Genomic DNA, 18,977 nt, shown 5'->3' on the forward strand with positions numbered 1-18,977 from the left:
CCTCAACGGCTCTCCCTTCGTAAACTCACCAGTTGTAGCGTACCCCCAGGTTCACGCCCCAGGGCTGTTCAAGCTTGCTGCCGTGGGCGTATTCGAAGTCGGCATGAGCACGCCATTTATCGGCCCAGGCTACCGCGATGCCGGTGCCCACTTCCCCGCGAGAGCCAGAGAGGTCGTTGTTGAAGCCGTTACCATTGACCTTGACGTGGTTGTCATTGGCGAATTCATGCACGGCGGCAACCCTTACATAGGGCTGGATCATTCGCCCGTCCCCCACTTCCAGTTTGCGCCCGACGGTGGCACCGAGCTTGGTTTGCAGGGAATGCGTGCGCCCACCTTCGGCGCGCATGCCGTTGTCCAGGGTGTAGTCCTTGCCCTGCACGATCAAGCCGGCCAATTGGGCATGGGGCTCAACGAACCAGCCTTCATCGAGGCTGATGTGGCGGCCTATCTCCAACGCTGCGCCGACACCGAGGTTGTCGTAGCTGCCCTTGGTCTTGGTGCCATCGCTCAAGCGCACATCGGACTGGTTCTTGAATTGATTGAGTCGCGCTACGGCATCGATGTAGTACCCGCTCTCAGGTTCCAGCCAAGTGCTGTAGACGCCGAGATGGTAGCTGTCGACCTTGGCTTGGGTACCGCGCGCCAGGCTCAGGTCCGATTGGCTGTAACCGGCCGTGATCCCGGCCAGCCAGTTACCGTCGCCGATCGGCAAAGGAGCGTCCGCACCGAAGGACAGACCTTGCTGGGTTTGCTGGTAGGCCAGGCCTTCGGCACCGGCGACGTTGTACTTGTTGCCGAAGGTGCGCACCCAGCCCCCAGCCTGCCCGGCATCGCGGCGCACTTCGCCCATGCGGCCACGCAAGGTACTCATTTCGCCATACCAGATGGTCGGTGCTGTGTTGAACAAGGCCAGCACTGACTGGGTGCCGGGGCTGATGGTGCGGGTGCTCTTGTCCAGGTACCAGTCGTTGCCGCTGCCTTTAGGGACCAAATCATAGGAATAGGTACCGACATCGACCGGGCCGCCTTCCAGTGAGAAGCGCGCATCGCCGCTGTCTGCATGCACCATGTGCAGGCTGGCATCGGCTTGCAGATCGGTCCCGCTGCTGCGAACCAGCAGCGAATGATCGCCCGTGGCATTGCCAGTGATGTCGAGGAAATCATGCTGGCCGCTGGCGAAGTCGGCGTCCATCACGAATGTGCCGTTGCCCGACAGTGAGCCTAGGGTCAGCGTGTGGAATTCACCGATGTTGCCGAAGCTTACGCGGCCGCCGTTCATGGTCAGCTGCTCGACGGCGGCATTGCCGACCATGGCCCACTCGGCGCCGCTGTCGATGGCCACCTGCGCTACGTTTTCCAGGCGGCCGGTCAGGGTTGCGGCGTTCTCCAGCATCACGTTGGCAGTGCCGCCTTCGGCAACCACGATATCGCCAAGCAGCTGGCTGTCACTCAGGCGCAGGCTCGCCGTTGCAGCATCGGCCACATTCACCAACACGCCGTTGCTGGCGCTGAGGGTGCTGCCGTTGAGCACATCGATTTGCGCAGAAGCAGCGCGACCGGCGCCACGGCCGACCGCGATGGCCGACCGCGATGGCCGACCCATCCAGGCCCTCGACACGGCTGTTGTCCAGCACGATGGTGGCCTTGGCGTCGGTCTGCCCTGAGCCATCACGCACCAGGATACCATCGCGACCGCCACTGATCAGGCTGCTGTCACTGGCCGACACGCTGCCGTCGAACAGCTCCACGGCAACGCCATTGTTGTCGCTGGCATGCACTTCGCTGCGCCTTAGCTCAAGGTGGCTCTGGTTGAGGCTGGCGCCACGTGACCCACCGCGAATAACGCTGTCGTTGGCACTGATGCTTGCACCTTGGCTGCCAGTGAGCGCACGGCTGCTGGCGGTAACGGTCGAGCGCTCGAGCGTTGCGTTCGCACCAGTCAGGGCCAGCGCGACGGCGGACGACCCTGGGGTGACGTCCGAATCGTTGAGCAACACGTGCGCGCCTGCCTCGGCATCGACATACAACAGATTCGCGCCCGTGGCGTTCAGGGTGGCACCACTGAATACACGGTAATTATCCAAGGGCGTACCAAACTGGATATCAGTACGACCTTCTACATTAGTCTGGGCCACCGCCGAGTTACCGATAATCACTAATGGAAGTGCGGTGGTGGCTCGGATCATTACAGTAAAAAGTGTGGGTTTGAAAGCATGGAGACTGGACATTGGATCACCCTGTGAAGAGGCTGTTTGCAGATGGCTGCTACGACTTCCTGTACTGAGCTCGCATCGTTAGGGTGAATTGTAAAAGTGATGTTTCTCTATCTAATGTAGGAATTTTCCTTTCTGTTCTGACCAAAATCCTACAGTGCTCCCTTCGCGGCAGCACCGTGCCGCGCTACCGCGTAGGGAGCTCAAGGTTACGGCATTGCGCAAGAGTCGCTGCCTTCGGCCAGGCTTAACTTATGCACTGCCCATTCCGAGGCTAAATCAGGGTCATCGGCTTTGACGTAGCGCACCCGTGCCCGCGTACGGCCCCCGTTAAGGTTGGCGTCATAGGTTGGCAGAAGGTGGTCGGCATAAGGCTTGATTTCCCAGATGAAGCCTTTGACTGACGTCTCGTCCAGCACCACGAGTTCGGTTTTCTCCGCATTGGGTACCGGGTCGTCGCCATCTTCATCTTTGGAGCCGATCAACGGTGCCCACTCCAGTTCGATTATGTCGCCTGCCTTCAGGTAGGCCGACATGTCCGGGATCTCCACCTTCAGGACCATGTTGTTGGTCGGTACCCCCGCGACATCGCGCAATGAATCACAGTTCAGCCAACCGGCCCTAACCCCCAGGAACTGCGGAAGCGGCAGGATCACGGTAACTGCATCCACGTCCACCCACTGTGTCTGCGACATTTGCTCGTTGAGGGCGTCTTGCGATTCGCGCAGGGTATAGTGCACCGGCAACGCAGGGTCGTTACCCTCCGCTAAGATGATGCCCCAATCGATAGGAACGGAGATGCCGCCTGCATCACGGGCCGTGTCCACGGTGTGAGTCCCTGCAAACCTGCCATGCCAGTAGACAACGAGCACGTGCCCGTCCTCGGCATTGTCGTAAAAGGGAATGGTCAGTGTGGCGTCTTCATTGGCGTCACTGCGATCGATCACGTTATCCGTTGCCGAACGTGCGCCTCGCACCGTGGGTGCCAACAGGTTAGGGTTGATCGGGTTGGGCCAAGTGGGGTCGGGGTCGGGGCGCTCGGGACCTACCACGCTGAAGTCGACTTTCACACTGATGGCCTTGGGGCCAAACGGTACGGCACCGCGCATGATCTGGTAGCTGACGTTGGTGGCCAGTTCACCTGAGGCTGTGCCGTATTCAGCGCGCAAGGTTGGGTTGGGCACGTGAACAGGGATTGGAAAGGCTTTGGCACCGACGGTTTCCGGTGGTAATGGCGTGCTACCCCAGGTCACTGCGATAGCGTCGTGGGCTTTGGCTCCGTCGTAATACGGAATATCGACCGATACCCCGTCAATGGCGTCCTTGAGGTCGACAACGCCGTCGTCGGCGGCGTGCACCAAAGGGTCTTGCAGGTTGGCCGGCAATGAGCCAAGGGCGACGTCGATGCTGGTGATCAGCGAGCCTCGGCTCTTGTTTCCCGCTTTGTCATACAGGTAATAGGCAAGGTAATACTTGCCATCGCCGGCACGTTCTACCACGTCCTTCGGAATAACCACTTGCATTGACGCATCGAGAGGCCCCTCATCGACCTGATTTTCGTAATCCTCATGCTCTTCAGGTGGGCTCTCGAAGTAATACACCTTGTACGTGTCTCCAGGCGCGTAGGTGTCATACTCTGGCACTTGGGCAACGATGCCGGACGGATTGTTTTTGAGGTACTCGTCGTCAATAAACGCTGCCCCGACGGTCAAGCCGTCGAGTTTCTCGTCGGGATTGACCCTGTTGCGGGGTGCGGTGCGGTCACAGATCAGCGGTACCACTGCCGAAACTGCATGACCGCCGTTGAAGGTCACGATACGGTAACGCAGCCATAGCCTGCCTTCGACGAGTCTGGCCAAGGGCACATGCATTACCAGCGGAAAATCGGCTGAGGTGACTGGGCCAACCACTTCCAGGGGCTGGCCGACGTCTCCAAAGTCAGAGGCAGCATCGCCTTTGGTCGATAATTGCAGATACACGGTTTCAGTGTCGCCATCTTCAGGCAAGTTCACCCACGCGGGGATGCGCACTTCAAGATCGTTGTCCACGGCACTCTTGAGCAGGGTGCCGTCGCTGGGATCGGCGATACCCAGCACGGACGGCGCCAATTCTGCCAGCAGCGATGCGTTGCGCCGGCGCCGGGCTTCGCGCTGGGCCTGGCGGGTTTGTTCGGCAAGTGCGCGTTTGGAGGTGGGGGGTGTTTGTTCGTTCATGTTTTATTCTCCTAATCCAGCTCGAATTTCGAATTTTCCCCTGCGTGCCTTAACCCAACCGAAGGTGCGCGTTAGTTTTGCAAACATCCTGGGTTCACCCGCCTTTATCTTCTGACCAAATTTGACAGGTTTTGGAGGCACTGGAGGAGGATTGGGTTTAGGCGGTAATTGGCCTTGCTCGTTACGTGAGGAGAGCAGCCAGTTACTCCTCCAGTCATTAACCGAAGCGGCATCGTCGGCCAAGATCGACGCCCTCGATCCCGTTGTCACACTGCCGGTAGCGCTTCTCATCATCCTGCCCGCAGCATAAAAGGCCCCTGCACTGGCGAGCCCGACACCGAAGCTCGCGATACCGAGCCACTGAGCCACATCAAAGCTTGTCTGGTTATTCGTGATCGTGCCGTGGACCTGGGCTGCCGTGCCGGCCACAGCCAGTGCGGCTGATACACCCGCAGCCACCGCCTTACCGATGGCCAACGCCGCCGCCGTTTTGGCGGCCGTTACCGCCGTGGCCGTTAAAGCGGTCGCAGCTCCTTTCCAAGCGGCCACCGCCGCCAACGTTGCTTTACCGAACGTCACAATCGCTACAGCGGTCATGACAACGGCAATGCCTACCCACAACCATTTCAGCCAGCCCCCGTCTCCCTGCTTGATCTCTTCTGGCTGGCTTTGCGGCGTGATGTCTTCATCGGGACGCCGCAGGCGACCACTGAAGCCAATCGCTTCATGCCCGGTCGGGTCACGGAACGCGATGGGATTGCCACGGGCGTAGGCGTAGCAGTTGAGGCCGCCAACCCCGAATGGGCTGAGCGAATCGGGGCTGAGGAAGCAGCGCAACTCAGGGTCGTAGGCGCGGTAGCCGCTGCCCAGCAGGTAACGGCCACTCAGTGGGTCGAGGGCTTCGCCGTTAAAGCCCATGGCGCTGCTCACCGGTGTGTCGCTGTAGCGTTCGCCATAGGCGCTGTAGCGCATGCTGCGTAGCGAACCGTGCTGGCCTTCAGCAACCACACTGGCGTTATCCGCCGCGTGAAGCAGCAGCGTCTGGCTAGCGTCATCGAGGGTTTGTTGGCCGACGGGTTGATCATCCAGATCCAGGTATTGAGTGCGCAAGGCTCCGCGGACCGCCAGCGTCAAACGGTGGTTCTGGTACACCAGCACGCTGTCGGCCCCACTGCCGTCGGTGCTGCCAAGCAGGCGGTTATGGGCGTCGTACCGGTATTGGCCAGTGCCGGTGGCCCGCACAAGCGACTGCAGACGGTTCTGGCTGTCATAGCGCAATGTACAACCGTACTGGTCAAGCACCATGTTGCCGTTGCGGTCGTACTTGAAGGTCGGATGGGGGCTGCTGCGTGCAGGGGTGTAAACAATGCTGCGCAACTGGCAAGGGTCATCGTCGGCATAAACGTACTGCGCACGCTCACGGGCAGATCCATCGGCGAACTGGCTGGTGACCATGCTGAGGCTTTCGTAGTTGTTGTAGCTGAAGGTTTGCTGCGTGATCGCCCGGCCCTGGCTATCGCGGGGCAGTTCGATACCTGCACAGTGGTGGTTGAGTAATTGGCCAAGGGCGGTGTAGGTGAATGTTTCTTTCAGCAGGGTAATGGCCCCCTGGTAGAGGTGACGCTCCTTGAGCAGGCCATCGAGATCCCACAGTTGTGTCTGGATGCGCTCAGGGTGGCCGCTCTGTTGCCAGGATCGTTTGATCTCGCGGTCCTGGTCGTCAAATTCGATGACCGTGACCACCGTGGTCCCGTTGTCCGAGTCGTTGCTGGTGATCTTTTCAAGCCGCGCCAGTGAGTCATACTGCAGGTTCACGGCGAGCTGGTGCTGCTGCATTCCCCGAGGCAGGCCGTTGTCGTGAAAGTGATAGAGCGTTTCCAGGCCGCTGGCTTCGACGGTGCGTTGCGGGCGACCCTGCAACGAGGGATGGTGCTCAGTTTTCAAAGGCGCATGGCCGCTGACTTGCAAGTGTTCTTCGAGCAAGTGGCCATGGGCGTTGTATTGGTAGTCGCAACAGCCGTGGGCACCGCTGGCGCGTGTCAGTCGTGCCCCGATGGGGTCATAGTCGAAGACTGCGTTTTCCTCCGCGCTGCTGCTTGTGATTGGGTATGTGGTCAAGCTCAGGTCATAGGCGTAGTCGATGCTCTGCCCGGCAGCGTTGCGTTTGCGCCGCGCACGCGATTCACTGCCCTCATAGTGGTAGCGCTCGCTGCGCCAGCCGGTGGTACTGCCCTGCAGTCGGTCAAGGCCGTCGAAGGACTGTGCGCCAACTTGGACGGCCGGCAGTCTGATGTTGCCAGGCTTGACGGTGAGGCCGATGGGCAACTGCGCAGTGGAGTGCTGCGCATAGCGGGTTTCCACGCAGGTGCTGTCGGGCAAAATGCGCTGCAGGGGCCGGTTGAAAATGTCGTAGGTAAACCTGGTGGTGTGCCTACGCTCATCGGTTTCGCTCACCAGGCGTCCTAGCCCGTCGTACGTGAAACTGCGTGTGGCCAAGGTCAAGCCTTCGGCATCCTGGCGCAGGATCACATCCGGTTTTTCGAAGCGGTTCATCCAGGTCTCGCTGCGGCTGCTGATCATTGCCGTGGGCCCACTGCCGGCCTGGCGCCAGCGATGAACGATCAGACCGCGGTGCTGGGCGTTGCCCAGCGGGTCCTGGTGTTCATGCTGCTGCACGCCATCTGGCCCGGTTGTACAGCAACGTTGACCCCAGTCGTCGTAGGCGTAGTGCTGGGGCAGGTTCAGGCTGCGCAGGCCCTCCAACCAGTCGATGTGGGTTTCGGTCACTGGCCGGCCTTGGTTGTCGTAGGTTACTGCGAGCGTCGGGTATAGCCGTGGCGCCATGGCCTCATCCACATGGTCACGTTCCTCGCCGCGCACCCTGCCCAGGCCATCGAGCAGGGTCTTGGTGCACACGCCGTGCTCGTCGGTGAACGTCTGGCTGGCCGATTCGCCACTGATCGGCGTCAGTGTGTAGTGGTAATGGCGTGAGGCCTCTGTCGGCAGCCCGGCAGCCACGGTCTCCTTCACCACTCTTTGCAGGCGATCGTAGACGTAGCGGGTTTCGAGACCATCGCTGTCACGCTGCTGCATCACCTGCCCATGGCGCAAGCCATATTGCACGGTGGTGATGGCCTGCGTGCCGTCGTAACCGATACGCAGCTGCTGAACGTTCAGCACAGGCTCGTCGGTGCCTGCACTGCGCTCGAGGCTATAGTGGTACTCGGTAACCGTTTCCAGCCCTTGCAGGTTCTCGATCTTCAGGTATTGGCGACCGTGCAGTGCCCGATCACGCGGGGCATTGACCCACTGGTTACGCAGGTGCGCAAGAGGCGTCTGAGCGCTGGCCTGATCGATCAGGGTTTCACTGCTCACGACATGGTGTGGGTGCTGCAATACTGCCGAGGTGTCAGACGCAGCCAACACGGGCAGCGTCGTGTAACGATAGGTTCGGGTAAGGGTGGCTGCTCCCGGTTGCCCCTTGGGTGAAGGGCGCAGGGTTTGTGCCTTGAGGTGACGCACGAAGCCTTCAGGATCAGCCGGGTGGCCGTCCTGCTCTGCCGCTGAGTACCATTCATTGCTCTGCTCCGTGCCATCGGCATAGGTATGGATGAGCACATTGCCGTGATTGTCGTACTGGGTGGCGGTCTGTTCACTACGCCATGGGCGCTCGCCGCTGGTCATCTGCCAGAATCGCTCTTCACTGACGGGCAACTGGCACGTCGGTGGCTGGCTCTTGAATGACGCACCTTCGACCATCCCGTAGGCAGTGACCAGCCGTTGCAGACAGTCGCCCTGAAGCGTCGTTTCATGGGTGAGCAAGTGAAAGCGGTTATAGGTGCGCTCGATACGGCGAACTTCTCTCTCGCCTTCCATGAGTATTTCAACCGAGCTGTAGTCGTAGTCGTCCAGGCGTTGATAAAGGTTGTCACGGCCATCGTCGCTCCAGCTCATATCGCTACCGCCGCCGAGGAAGTTGCGCGGGGTCGGATAGCGGTAGTGAATGTCTGCAGCGGGCTGGTCGAAGTGCGGCTCGATAACGTGACGGGTAACGCGGGGCAACGGCTGGCGACCGCTACCGGTAGGGAATTGATGCCCTCCATCGAGGTAGGACAGGCGTTCAGTAGCCCCGGTAGGCTGAGTCACGCTGGTCATGCACAGGTGTGCAAGCACCTCTTGATAGCCGAACGTCCAGCGGGCCTGATCGTCACTGGGGATGACAATCTCCTTTACCCGGCGGTCGTCGGCTTCCAGGTTCATCACGTAACTGGCAAGCGCCTTGCCGTCGCTGCCGGACAGTGGCTGCAATTGCAGTTCGACCTGGTAACCCGTCGGATCACGCAGCACGCGCAGCAGCATGCGGCCATCGCCATCCTGAATGCTTTCCAACAAAGGGTGTTGCCCGGAAAAACGCTGATAGTTGAACGTCAGACGGTGGCCGAGCGGCGAATACTGTGCCACCGGCAAGTAGAGGGAGGCCTGCTGGGTGCCTTGTTCGGTGAGGATCTCCACCAGGCCGGAGCGGTGCACCACCCGCAACCCATCGTCCCCCTCGGGGTAGACATGAAAGTTGTCGATCCGCTGCTCTTCGAGCCGCATTGGGCGGGCGGTGCGGTCGGTGATCTTCAGGCTTTCTCCGGTGCTTAGCGAAAGCACCTGGTTGTGCGGGGTGTACTGCGACAGCTCCAGCGTCCAGCCCATGCCCAGCCCGGAGTCGGTCACGTTGAGCGGCGAATATTGCAAGGTTGGCCTGAATTCTGGGCCAAGCAGGTTGTTGCCGCCCAGCTCGGGCAGCTCGATCTTCAGGCTGTACTGCCCCGTGCGTGGGTCAACCCCCCCTTGGATGAAGCTCATGAAATTCAGGGCATTAGAGTGAACGGATGATGTAACGCTCATGACGATTTTCGCTCCCTGTTGCCCCTGGCAGGACGGCTGATCCGGCGTTCAGACACTCGCTTGGACAGAGCCTAGGCGCCGGGGGGGAGGGGCGTCACCTGTCATTTCTACCAGTTTCGCCCAGCGCAATGCCGGACGTATAAAACAGCCAGAACATGACCAATTCAGCGCTTCGGGCGCTAGTGGGGGAATGCATGACGCTACGACCTGACCGGCCCAGCGTGCCGTTACTGGGCACCGGCGACAACCTGGAGCTGAGTAGCTTGGGCGGCGAGCTGCTGGAAACCTTCCTGACAGATCCGGCGCTCAAAGTCGGTGACTGGGTCACCCCTCACTGGCGCGGATGCGCGGCGGACGGCGAAGTGTTGGACATGATCCAGACGTTCCGGATCGTGTCCATCGAGCCGCAAGGGGTACGATTCTCCATCGATAACGATCGTCTCCAGCGGCTCTCGGGTGGGTATGTGTTTTATTCCTACCATCCTGGGGTTGACGCCCGTCCCGATAATGAATCATTGCGGGTGTTCTTCAGCATCGACCGTCCGGCGGTTGAAGAGCAAACCCTGGCAGTGGCGCAACTGCGTGAAGCCCATGACTTGGTCATCGACCTGGAACTGATCAGCCAGGACCTGACCGTGGCCGTGCCGCCCTACCAAGCGATGACGGTGGGCGATACGCTGATCTTTGAATGGGTGCCGTATTTCGCTGGCGTCCCCCAACCCCCCTACAGCCAGTCTCACTCGGTGACCGAACGGGATATCGGCACGGTCGTAGGCATGACCTTGCCGCGCCAAGAGGTCATGCACTTATTCGACGGCGACCATGCCGAGCTGTCCTACCGCATTCGATACGCCTCGGGGGGTGACAGTGAGTCGCCGGTGCAGCGAGTCGACATCGTAGAGTCGGGGCCGCCGCTCAGCCCGCTGTTGCCCAAGCCGTTGATCGAAGGTCATGACGGCAGCAGCGACCTGGACCCGAGGGCATTGATTGGCGGCTTCACCCTGCTTATCGACGACTATGCCGACCTGCAGCTGGGTGACCAGCTGGTGGTGTACCTGGAGGGGCCAGACTTGAGCTTGAGGGGCTTTCGGGCCGACGTCAGTACGGTTGTCAGCCGCCAGCTTCAAGTGCGGGTTGAGGGCAGTTGGTACAGTGACGAGCTGATCGGAAAGCCGCTTCGGGTAAGTTATCAGATGGCCCGCTTGGGTGCGGCCTGGCACTCGCAGGTGCTTGAGGTCATGGTGCGCAGGCCGCTCTACCTGCCTTGGCCACTGATCGACACTGTCATACCGGAGAGCGGAGATGAAGCCAACCAGGGGACGGTGACGCCAGAGCAGGTTCGCTGGGGCGCCAGGGTCAGGGTCCCACTGGCTGCCGAAACCAATGACGGTGATATCTGGATGCACTGGGACGGGCACGCCAGCACCGGCAAGGTCATCGTCAAGCAAGCCGACCCTGCGGACCCACGGCTGTTTCATATACCGGCAGCGGCGATTCCCGCCAACCTGGGCAAACGCCTGAACGTGTATTACAGCCTGCACTTGCCGGACCAGGCACCTTATGAATCGTCAGCGTTCGACCTGAAAGTGGCCGACTTCGCCACTAGGCGTTTTCCAGTGATCCAGGGTCACCGCGATGAACTGATCGACGGCAAGTTGTCCCTATCGGCGCTCCAGGGCGACGACGCCCATTTCAGCCTTGATGTGTGGCCGTTCATGGCGCCAGGGCAGCGCTTGATCATCAGAGCCGCTGGCGTGGCCAAGGTCGGGGGGGGCGAGCTGGATCATGTGATGCGTAACGCGCAGCCAGTCAGCGACGAGGAATATTACCAAGGCCATGTGACAGCCGAACTGCCCAACGTCTTTTTGCAGCGCCTTCAGCTGAACAGGGTACTGCGCGTCAGCGTGCAGGTCAGCTTCGATGACGGCGAAAGTTACAAGTCTTTTCCTCACTTGGAACCCCAACTGATCGCTTGATCCAGTGTAATTAGCGGAGGCGTCAACCATGAGCAACTCGAAGGCCGCCATTGTCCAATGGATGCGCGTCAAGCACCGACTGTCAGGCTGGGGCAGCATCGCCGTCATGGATCGCGCCAAGCTCAACCAGCTGCTGAGCCAGGAATACATCTCCCGCTTCGGTGGCAACGGCATGCTGCCGCCCATCAATGGCGATGCCTCATTGGTTGGCAACTACAAGGTGTATTTACAGAACTTCATCCTCGACCGACCCAGGCTGTCATTCGAAAATGCCGATTTGAACAGTTCCAAGGCACGCTTGCGCATGACGGTGATCGGTGGCAATCAGGTCAATCTGGAGCGGCGGGGCGACTGGTACATCTACCGCATCGACTGGGTCGATCCTTTGGTGGGGCCGCAACTTAGTCTTGAGTTGGACTTGAACGACGTGCCTGGCAATGTCGCCGAGGATGGCGCAGTGTTCCTGGATTTGCAGCGCAGCGATGACTTCCAGTTGTCGTTTCCTGATCACAATCAGATCCAGCAATTGAGTGCGGATTTCTTCAAGCGAAAGTTTCAAGCCCTTGAACCGGCTCAACGTGTTTGGCAATTAGGGCAAATTATACCAGGGTCGGAGCCGCTGCTTGAACCCGCGTCTTTTCGCCTGCGCACTCAGTCTGCGCCCACCGCCGAGGTTGGCGAACAGGGCGACGGTGCAGTACTGGCATTCGTTCGTATGCACGGCTCCCACGAAGGCAACCTGCCGGGTAATGAGTCCGACTTCAAGTACCTGATCCCGAGTGAGGGGAATTACTCGGCAACGGTGTTGTTCGACAAGCAGCGCTTGATGGTGGCGACCTTGCTGCAGGCGCTGCGGCCTCTGTTGAGTGACGATTCGGTCTTTGCCGTGACACACGATGAGCAGGGTCAAATGGAGTCGGTCAGGGCCATTTCGGGGCACATATCGTTCGAGCGGAAGGAGTTTAGCCGATACGGGGCCTCGTTTTTTGCGATTGAGGGTCAGCGTATCAACTACGAGGTGCACTGGGGCCTGACCATCGACCCAATCGTGCTAAAGGACAACTTCAGTATTTCCTTCATCGGTGAGCGTATGGAGTTTAAGTTTGTCTTGAACCCGGTCGGCTTCACCGAAGTGTTGAGTTTACGAGATGACCTGGGTTTTCTTGACGAAGATGACTTCCGCCAGTTCGATGATATGCCGGTAACTTACCCCTCCGAATTAGCGGCCGTTTATCAGATGAATGAAAGCGGTGTGATGGAATTACTGGACTTCAGCCTAACGAGACCCGCCGAGCCGCAGCCGCCGGAAGAGGGGACGGAAATCCCGGCCTCGCTCGCCACTTCAGCGATAAATCGGGACCTGGTGCTGAAACTGATCTTTCTTGAAATGTTAATTGTGACATACCTAGCCGTTCGAGATCCCCTGACTAGCCTGGTCCAGTTAGTCATACGCCCAATCCAGCGCAATTTACAAGCTGATATGCTGGTCGAGCAGACGGCCCGCGAGACGCTACGCACGAAATTCGGCGGTGCGATCATAGCGGACGATGTCGTAATGCCTAAAGACATAGCCTGCTTCGGCAGCATCGCACCCCGCCTAACTACCTTCGAGCTCTCGCCCCTGGAGCCGATCATCTCCGCTAGGGCTACCCAACCGCTGACCGTTACGCCATTGACCCCAGGGCTCAATTGGTGCGCAGAACTTGTCTGGGGACAGTCTTCAAGCCCAGGTACGGTGATCGACGGCCTCTTCCAAGCTCCCCCAGTCAGCGCAATCGACGGCGATTTCATCCGCGTGAAAGTGACGGCTACAGATCCGCAGACAGGGTTTGCCGCCTCTGCCTTGATAACGGTGGTGACCAATGTGCTGAGCGTCAGCCCATTGGTTGAGTTGTGTGACGCCGAGGACCGAGTGCCGTTGAGCGCAGCGGGCGCCAGCGGCGCTGACCTGGAGTGGCGGATCCTGGGCGACACGCCTGAAGGCCGCTTGGCCAGCACCACCGCTAGCCACAACACCTACTTCGCCAGGCCCGACAGCTCTACATCCGAGCACCTGATTGAACGTATCGAGGTGTGCGACAAAGAGACCGGTCAGACGCGTCAGATATGCATCGTGACGCGCAGTAGAAGTGGCGCTTCGGTGGTGTTGCAAGCCATGGATCTGGCGAAGGGTACGGCCCAGTTGCAGTTGCAGCTCAACGCCAGCGACCTCGGGGCGGATTGGACGGTGTTGGCCGGCCCAGGTCGCATGGAGCAGAACCTCTACCACGCCGACCCGGCGAGCGCCGAGCGTTTCGCGATCGTCGAGGGGCGCTTCGAGTTTCCACCCTTTGGGGTCTTCACCAACGTCATCGTCCTTGCCTTGCCCTTGTTCGATCACGATCAAGCCTATCGAACGCTGTGCGCCGAGGTGACGGGCGTGGCGGGTTGACAGGTCGCTTGGGCGAACGCTTGCACTTAACGTACCGAATCAGGAGACGCTCATGTCTGGTAATTCATTAGGCGCATTGCTGGCCTGGATGCGTGATAACCCGAACCTCTCTGGGTGGGACTTCATCACTGCGTTTTCGGCCGGCCAACTGAATAGTCTGCTGCAGGCCCACCATGTGCAGCGGTGGTTGACTCACACGGCCATTGATGACCTGACTGGGACTCTGCAGATCGCCAATACCAAACTGACCTACCATTTGTTCGGGTACCGGCTGGGCCCTGCAAGCCTGGTGCCTGGCCAGGCGTCCTGGCAGACGCCGCGCCTGACCCAGGCAGTCGCCATGGAAGGGGGGTTGCTGGTAGCTACGGAGCGTGGCGAAGTGACTGCGCTCAGTGCCCACGATGCCTTGGATGCCTTGGCCCTGCAGTATCGCTTGCCTGTTGCCAGCGACGGCCCACGCCTGAGTGTGGACTTGGCTCAGATCGAGCAGGTGCACTTCGCATTGAGCGATCAGGTGGCAGGCAGTGAGGAAAGCACAGCGTTCATCCGCGCATTGTTCAATGCCCTGCCCGAGAGCAAGCGTGTCAGTACGCTGTTCGACTTCCCCAGTGTGCCTGGCAACCGCTTCCTGGGTGTGCGCCAGCTTGCTCTGCGTACCCATGACAGCAAGGCCGATGGCCAGCTGGCAGTGGTGCTGTTCGCATCGCTGGAACAAGGGCCGACCGGCAGCTTACCTAGCGACCGGTCGAATTTTCCGTTCCTGCTGCCCGACGACCTGCCCGGCGATGTGCCAGCCAATGCCTGCGTGTTGCTGTCCAGGCGCGTCCTGCACCGGGCGGCCTACGCCAATGGCTTGACTGGGATGTTCGATGCTGCCGCGTTCAGCTATACCCACGCGGGCCAGGTATTGACTGAGATGCGGGCGACCTCCGGTGTGCTGCGCGGGGCTCGTAGGCAGGTGCGCACACGTGATTTCATGTTCAACTGCGAAGCATTCGAAGTGCCGGCGGCGGGCGGAATCGAGCCCTTGGGCGCGTTGTTCGACGACGACGGGGTGCAGATGACATGGCGTTCGCAGTTCGCGCTGAAGTGCTCCTATACCCGGCATGACTCGCAGTATCCGCAACTGCTGGCAGTAACCTTTGCGTTCACCATGTCGCACCGCTTCGACCTGTGCCTGGCGACCCCGGCCGAGGACGCCGGTGGGCTATTGCTGGGCTATTTCCACTGGCCCTTGGGTGTTATCGGCGAAGTCACCCCAGTATCGGGCATGCCCACCTTGCCGGCAGCTGAGGTGGCGCAAATCGAACACGCCGCTGGGTTGGTCCTCAAGCAGGCCATACTCGAAGGGCTTTCACGCAACCTCACGGCCTATGTTCCAGAGCAGTTGTTGGCCACCGCCTTGCTGCCCGGGGGCACGTCGTTGTTCGTGGAGCACGCCGAGTACCCCCATGGACTGGCGGCCTTCGTCAAGGCACAAGGCGCCGACGCTTTTCGCTTGATCGACGAGAATGTCCACTTGGCGGCAGGTGCATCCCATGTGTTTCGCGTCTATCCCCCACAGGTCGGTGTGCGTTGGAGCGTTGCAATCTTGCCGGGCGAGCGGGGCGAGCCCGGCAGAATCGACCCGACCACCGGTGTCTACACGGCGCCGCCACGGCATGCGATTGACGAGAATGGGGTGAAGATAAGGATAACCGTCACTCAACCCTCCACCGCAATACAGCAGGTTGGCTTGATCACCGTGTTGCCTCACGCACTGACCGTCAATCCGTTGATCCAGGTGTGTTGGTCGGAAGATCAGGTGGAGTTGTCGGCCGGGACCACCGGCGAGCAGCTTGAGTGGCAAATTATCAACCCGCGTCCAGGCAGCGGTACCTTGGACGTCGTGGAAGGGGCGCCGTTCAAGCGCACCTACATCGCCGGTGCCCAGGTCGCGGACCTGCACTATGTGCTGGACGAGGTACAAGTGCGCGACGTGACCAGCGGGCAGGAGCGCTCACTGCATGTGCTGGTCCGGCAAAAACCATCGAGCCTCACCCTGACGTGTACGCCACTGGCTGCCGGGCGTCGGCAGTTCACTGCGATGTTCAATGGGCAGCCCATGGCCGACGTGAATTGGCGCGTGGCCCTCGGACCGGGCCATTTCGTGCAGCGTGGCCGTTATGAGCCAGGCTCGAACGATGGTGAGCGTTTCCTGCTGGTGTTCGCCGACCTGGACTCCCCCTTCGGTCTTTTGGAAGGGCACCTGATCGTGGTGCTCGATGAGCGTTGGCCGGACGCGGTATGGGTCGGGTCCGAAACCACAACGCACTCAGACATAGATCCACGAGGATAGATCATGGCCTATTCAAAAAGACAAATGCTTGAGCGGCTGGGTAAAGGTTCCGCGACCTTGGGCTGGGGTGCAGTGGCGGCCTATAGCCGGTCCAGGCTTAACCGCTTGCTGATGCAACAGTATCAACAGCGCTTGGATACACTGAGCTTTCTGCCGCCCTTCAACGATGAGCTGGCGTTCACCGGCGCGCGTGCGGCGGTCATCGAGCTGGAGGGACTGGAGTTCGGTGCACCGCGACTGTCGTTCATCAACGCTTCTTTGAGCAATTCGCGGGCGCGTTTGATCATGAACCTGATCGCAGGGCGCTGCACCACCGTGCAACTGAGCGATGGCGCCTTGATCAACACGTTCAACGTGACCGAGGCCATGGGCTATACCCTGGAGATTGACCTGGACCTGATGCTGGTCACAGGCGAGGTCGATCGCCATGGCCGGGTTAGCCTGGACCTCGCCCATGGCAGCAGCCTGCGCTGCAGTTTGCTGCAAGACCAGCCAACCCTCAACGAGCAACTGGTGACAGCGCTTGAAACCTGGTTTCATGGCCTGCCTGCACGCATGACCCAGTTCGATCTGGGGATTGTTGATCTTCAAGGCTATCACCCACTGAGCCCACGGCGTTTCATCATCCGCACCCAGGCAGCGCCGGGCGCCAAGTTGAGTCAGGCTGTCAATCAGGGCGATGGCGCGGTACTGGTGTTCATTCGTGTGAGTGCCAACAGTGCCGACGGCTACTACCCCGACAGCAGTTACCCTTACCTGATCCCCGATGGTAACTACTCAGCCAGTTTGCTGTTGGACCGTTCGTTGACCAGGTATGCAGACGGTCAACAACTGGAAATACTCAATAGCCTGTTGTTTCCTGGCACCTATGCCTTCGTGGAGGCCGAGCGCCATGAGCCCTTCGACATGCTGGTGCTGGGCAATATCGACCCGCTGGTTACCACCTATTCGGTGGAGCCCGCCGAAGCGGTTATCAAGGCGGGCGAGGCGCTGAGTTTTACCTTGCATGACGGCCAGGGCAGGGCCGTAAGCGCTAGCCGTTGGCATGCAGTAAGCCTGCACAGCCACTTGCCGCAAGGGCATGGGCAGATCGACTCAAAGGGGCGCTACAGTGCGCCCAGCCCCCAGGACATTGGCCACCAGAGCCTGACCGTGGTGGTGACCGCCGAGCTCGATGGCACAAAGCCGGGCGAGGTCTTCGTCGCCTCCGCTCGCCTGCAAGTGAGTTTCGAGTCGCTAGCGACGTTTCCCAACGCTGCGAGTTACTGGCCAGACCAACAGGAGGTGATTCCTTTGGCTGGCTGGCAGAAGGATGCACAAGGGGTGCAGTGGTCGTTGCTCGAACCGTTTCACGGTGAGTTGTCCGACCAGGACCAGCACCGTGCGCTGTTCGTACCCGACCGCGGGCCTGGCGTACGGCCACTGGTCGTACAACAGGTGCAGGCGCACGCCGGACAAGCTCGCGATGCGGCATTGGTGATGGTCAATAGCCAGCCGCTTTTGAGCCTGTACCCAGCCCATGTGGCGAATGTACAACATGGGCAAACTGCGCAACTGAGTGAGCCCGTGCAGTTCATGCCAGGCGCCGACCGCCGCTGGCGTGTGTTATCAGGGGAGGGCGAAGTTGACCAGACTGGCGCCTTCTCCAGCCGTGGCCAGCACAGTGGCACCAGCGTGGTGACGTGTGAGGTGGTGAGTAATGGCGTGGTGTTCGCCAGCGGCCATAGCGTTGTGCAGCATAGCGACCTGGAAATGGAAGGCAGTTGGAAAGAGCTGAATCAGTTCACGGTCAGGGTCATGAGCGGCCAGGATGGCAACCGCCAGGGCCGCCAATTCAACAATGGCTTCCAGCAGCTGGAACTGGAAGTCTATGTCGAGACAGCTCAGGTCAATGGTAAGGACTATCCCTTGAGCGTGACCGAATTGGCAACGCTGGGGCTTTACCACGAACGCACGCCTGAGCGCGTGAGCACGCTTGCCCTGGAACGCGAAGGCATCGAACTGGGCGATCCTGAACTCTGGGCGGTCAGTACCCGACCCAATCGCTTTCACCTGGCGAACGGGCGCGCGGCGGCTGCCGCGCCCCGGCGTGCAGTCACTAACCGCGAAAGCATTGTTTACCTGTACTTGCACTGCCGAGCGGGCGCTGGGCAGACCCGGCAATTCTATGCGGGTTTCCAGGCCGATTCCAAACAGATGCATTATTCCACCGACACCACCGTGCATAACGCGAGGATCGAAGTGTCGGCGGCGCAGTTGCAGGTGCTCGAGAACGACTACAGTTTCACGCGCCAACGGGTCGATGGCGGCGGCGGCAATAATGAGCAAGATGATTTCGATTTCTTCCTGACGACCATTGATTACTGGACGTTCCGCTACGCGCACGCCAAATTCGTATCCTGTGAAGTGATGGGTATGGAAGGAAATCGGGTGTCACCGCTTACAACACCGAACATTTCGATGATCACGTGGGAAGGGCCCAGCCAGAATGACCGGATGTTCAGCTACACAGGGCTGATTTTCCATGACTCTCTTGAACCTTACCCTGAGACTGTAGAGTTTGATACTGCCATGGAATCCATTCGCAAAGATCTTGAGTTGGACGCGCTGCCAGTTGATCGACGGTGGTATGCCTCTGGGTCATTGGTGCTGGTGAACTTGCGCCGGGAAGATGTTTACAGGCGCACTCTCCAGGATTGGGTAAAGCGGTGGTTGACACCATCGCTGGTCGTGTTGCTGCGTGACGAAAATGGCAACAGCCACTACCGTCGCTTCAGTTACTTGTCAACCAGTAAGCCTGAGCACCGTAATTACCTTGATCACATCAGCGTTTCGCCGAACGTTCTGAACGCGCCCCAGCGCGCCGTATTGACCTTGCATAATAACGCTTGAATGAAAGGGGTCGAC

General features: G+C 60.0%; 8 protein-coding genes. 4 read left to right on the forward strand and 4 right to left on the reverse strand.

Going from position 1 to position 18,977, the window contains the following annotated elements:
* Positions 1–25: 25 nt before the first annotated feature.
* The 4 genes from MOP87_RS05785 to MOP87_RS05800 all read right to left on the reverse strand — a co-directional run bounded on the left by MOP87_RS05785 (position 26) and on the right by MOP87_RS05800 (position 9,325).
* On the reverse strand, positions 26–1,396 hold the full coding sequence (locus MOP87_RS05785; RefSeq protein ID WP_347402996.1) for an autotransporter outer membrane beta-barrel domain-containing protein: 1,371 nt from the start codon (positions 1,394–1,396) through the stop codon (positions 26–28).
* A gap of 52 nt (positions 1,397–1,448) precedes the next feature.
* Positions 1,449–2,087, reverse strand: coding sequence for a hypothetical protein (locus tag MOP87_RS05790; protein ID WP_242810228.1), 639 nt, complete (start codon positions 2,085–2,087; stop codon positions 1,449–1,451).
* 338 nt (positions 2,088–2,425) lie between these two features.
* A complete protein-coding gene (locus MOP87_RS05795) occupies positions 2,426–4,429 on the reverse strand; it encodes a hypothetical protein (RefSeq protein WP_242810229.1) in 2,004 nt (667 codons plus the stop codon).
* 3 nt (positions 4,430–4,432) lie between these two features.
* The gene (locus tag MOP87_RS05800) at positions 4,433–9,325 is read right to left on the reverse strand and encodes an RHS repeat-associated core domain-containing protein (protein ID WP_242810230.1); all 4,893 of its coding nucleotides are present in this window, start codon (positions 9,323–9,325) and stop codon (positions 4,433–4,435) included.
* 194 nt (positions 9,326–9,519) lie between these two features.
* Here MOP87_RS05800 and MOP87_RS05805 point away from each other — a divergent pair, with 194 nt between their 5' ends.
* Genes MOP87_RS05805 through MOP87_RS05820 form a run of 4 tightly spaced genes read left to right on the forward strand, consistent with a single transcriptional unit; the run spans position 9,520 to position 18,962 of the window.
* Complete coding sequence (locus tag MOP87_RS05805; protein WP_242810231.1) at positions 9,520–11,301, forward strand: hypothetical protein; 1,782 nt, start codon at positions 9,520–9,522, stop codon at positions 11,299–11,301.
* Between the two features lie 28 nt (positions 11,302–11,329).
* Positions 11,330–13,732, forward strand: coding sequence for a hypothetical protein (locus tag MOP87_RS05810; protein WP_242810232.1), 2,403 nt, complete (start codon positions 11,330–11,332; stop codon positions 13,730–13,732).
* Between the two features lie 52 nt (positions 13,733–13,784).
* Positions 13,785–16,070, forward strand: coding sequence for a hypothetical protein (locus MOP87_RS05815; protein ID WP_059183208.1), 2,286 nt, complete (start codon positions 13,785–13,787; stop codon positions 16,068–16,070).
* 3 nt (positions 16,071–16,073) lie between these two features.
* Positions 16,074–18,962 (forward strand): hypothetical protein, encoded by a 2,889-nt coding sequence (locus MOP87_RS05820; RefSeq protein ID WP_242810233.1) that lies wholly within the window; start codon positions 16,074–16,076, stop codon positions 18,960–18,962.
* Positions 18,963–18,977: the final 15 nt, after the last annotated feature.

Origin of the sequence: Pseudomonas sp. I3-I5 (assembly GCF_022699445.1) — a bacterium.
In the GTDB taxonomy this organism is placed as follows: domain Bacteria; phylum Pseudomonadota; class Gammaproteobacteria; order Pseudomonadales; family Pseudomonadaceae; genus Aquipseudomonas; species Aquipseudomonas fulva.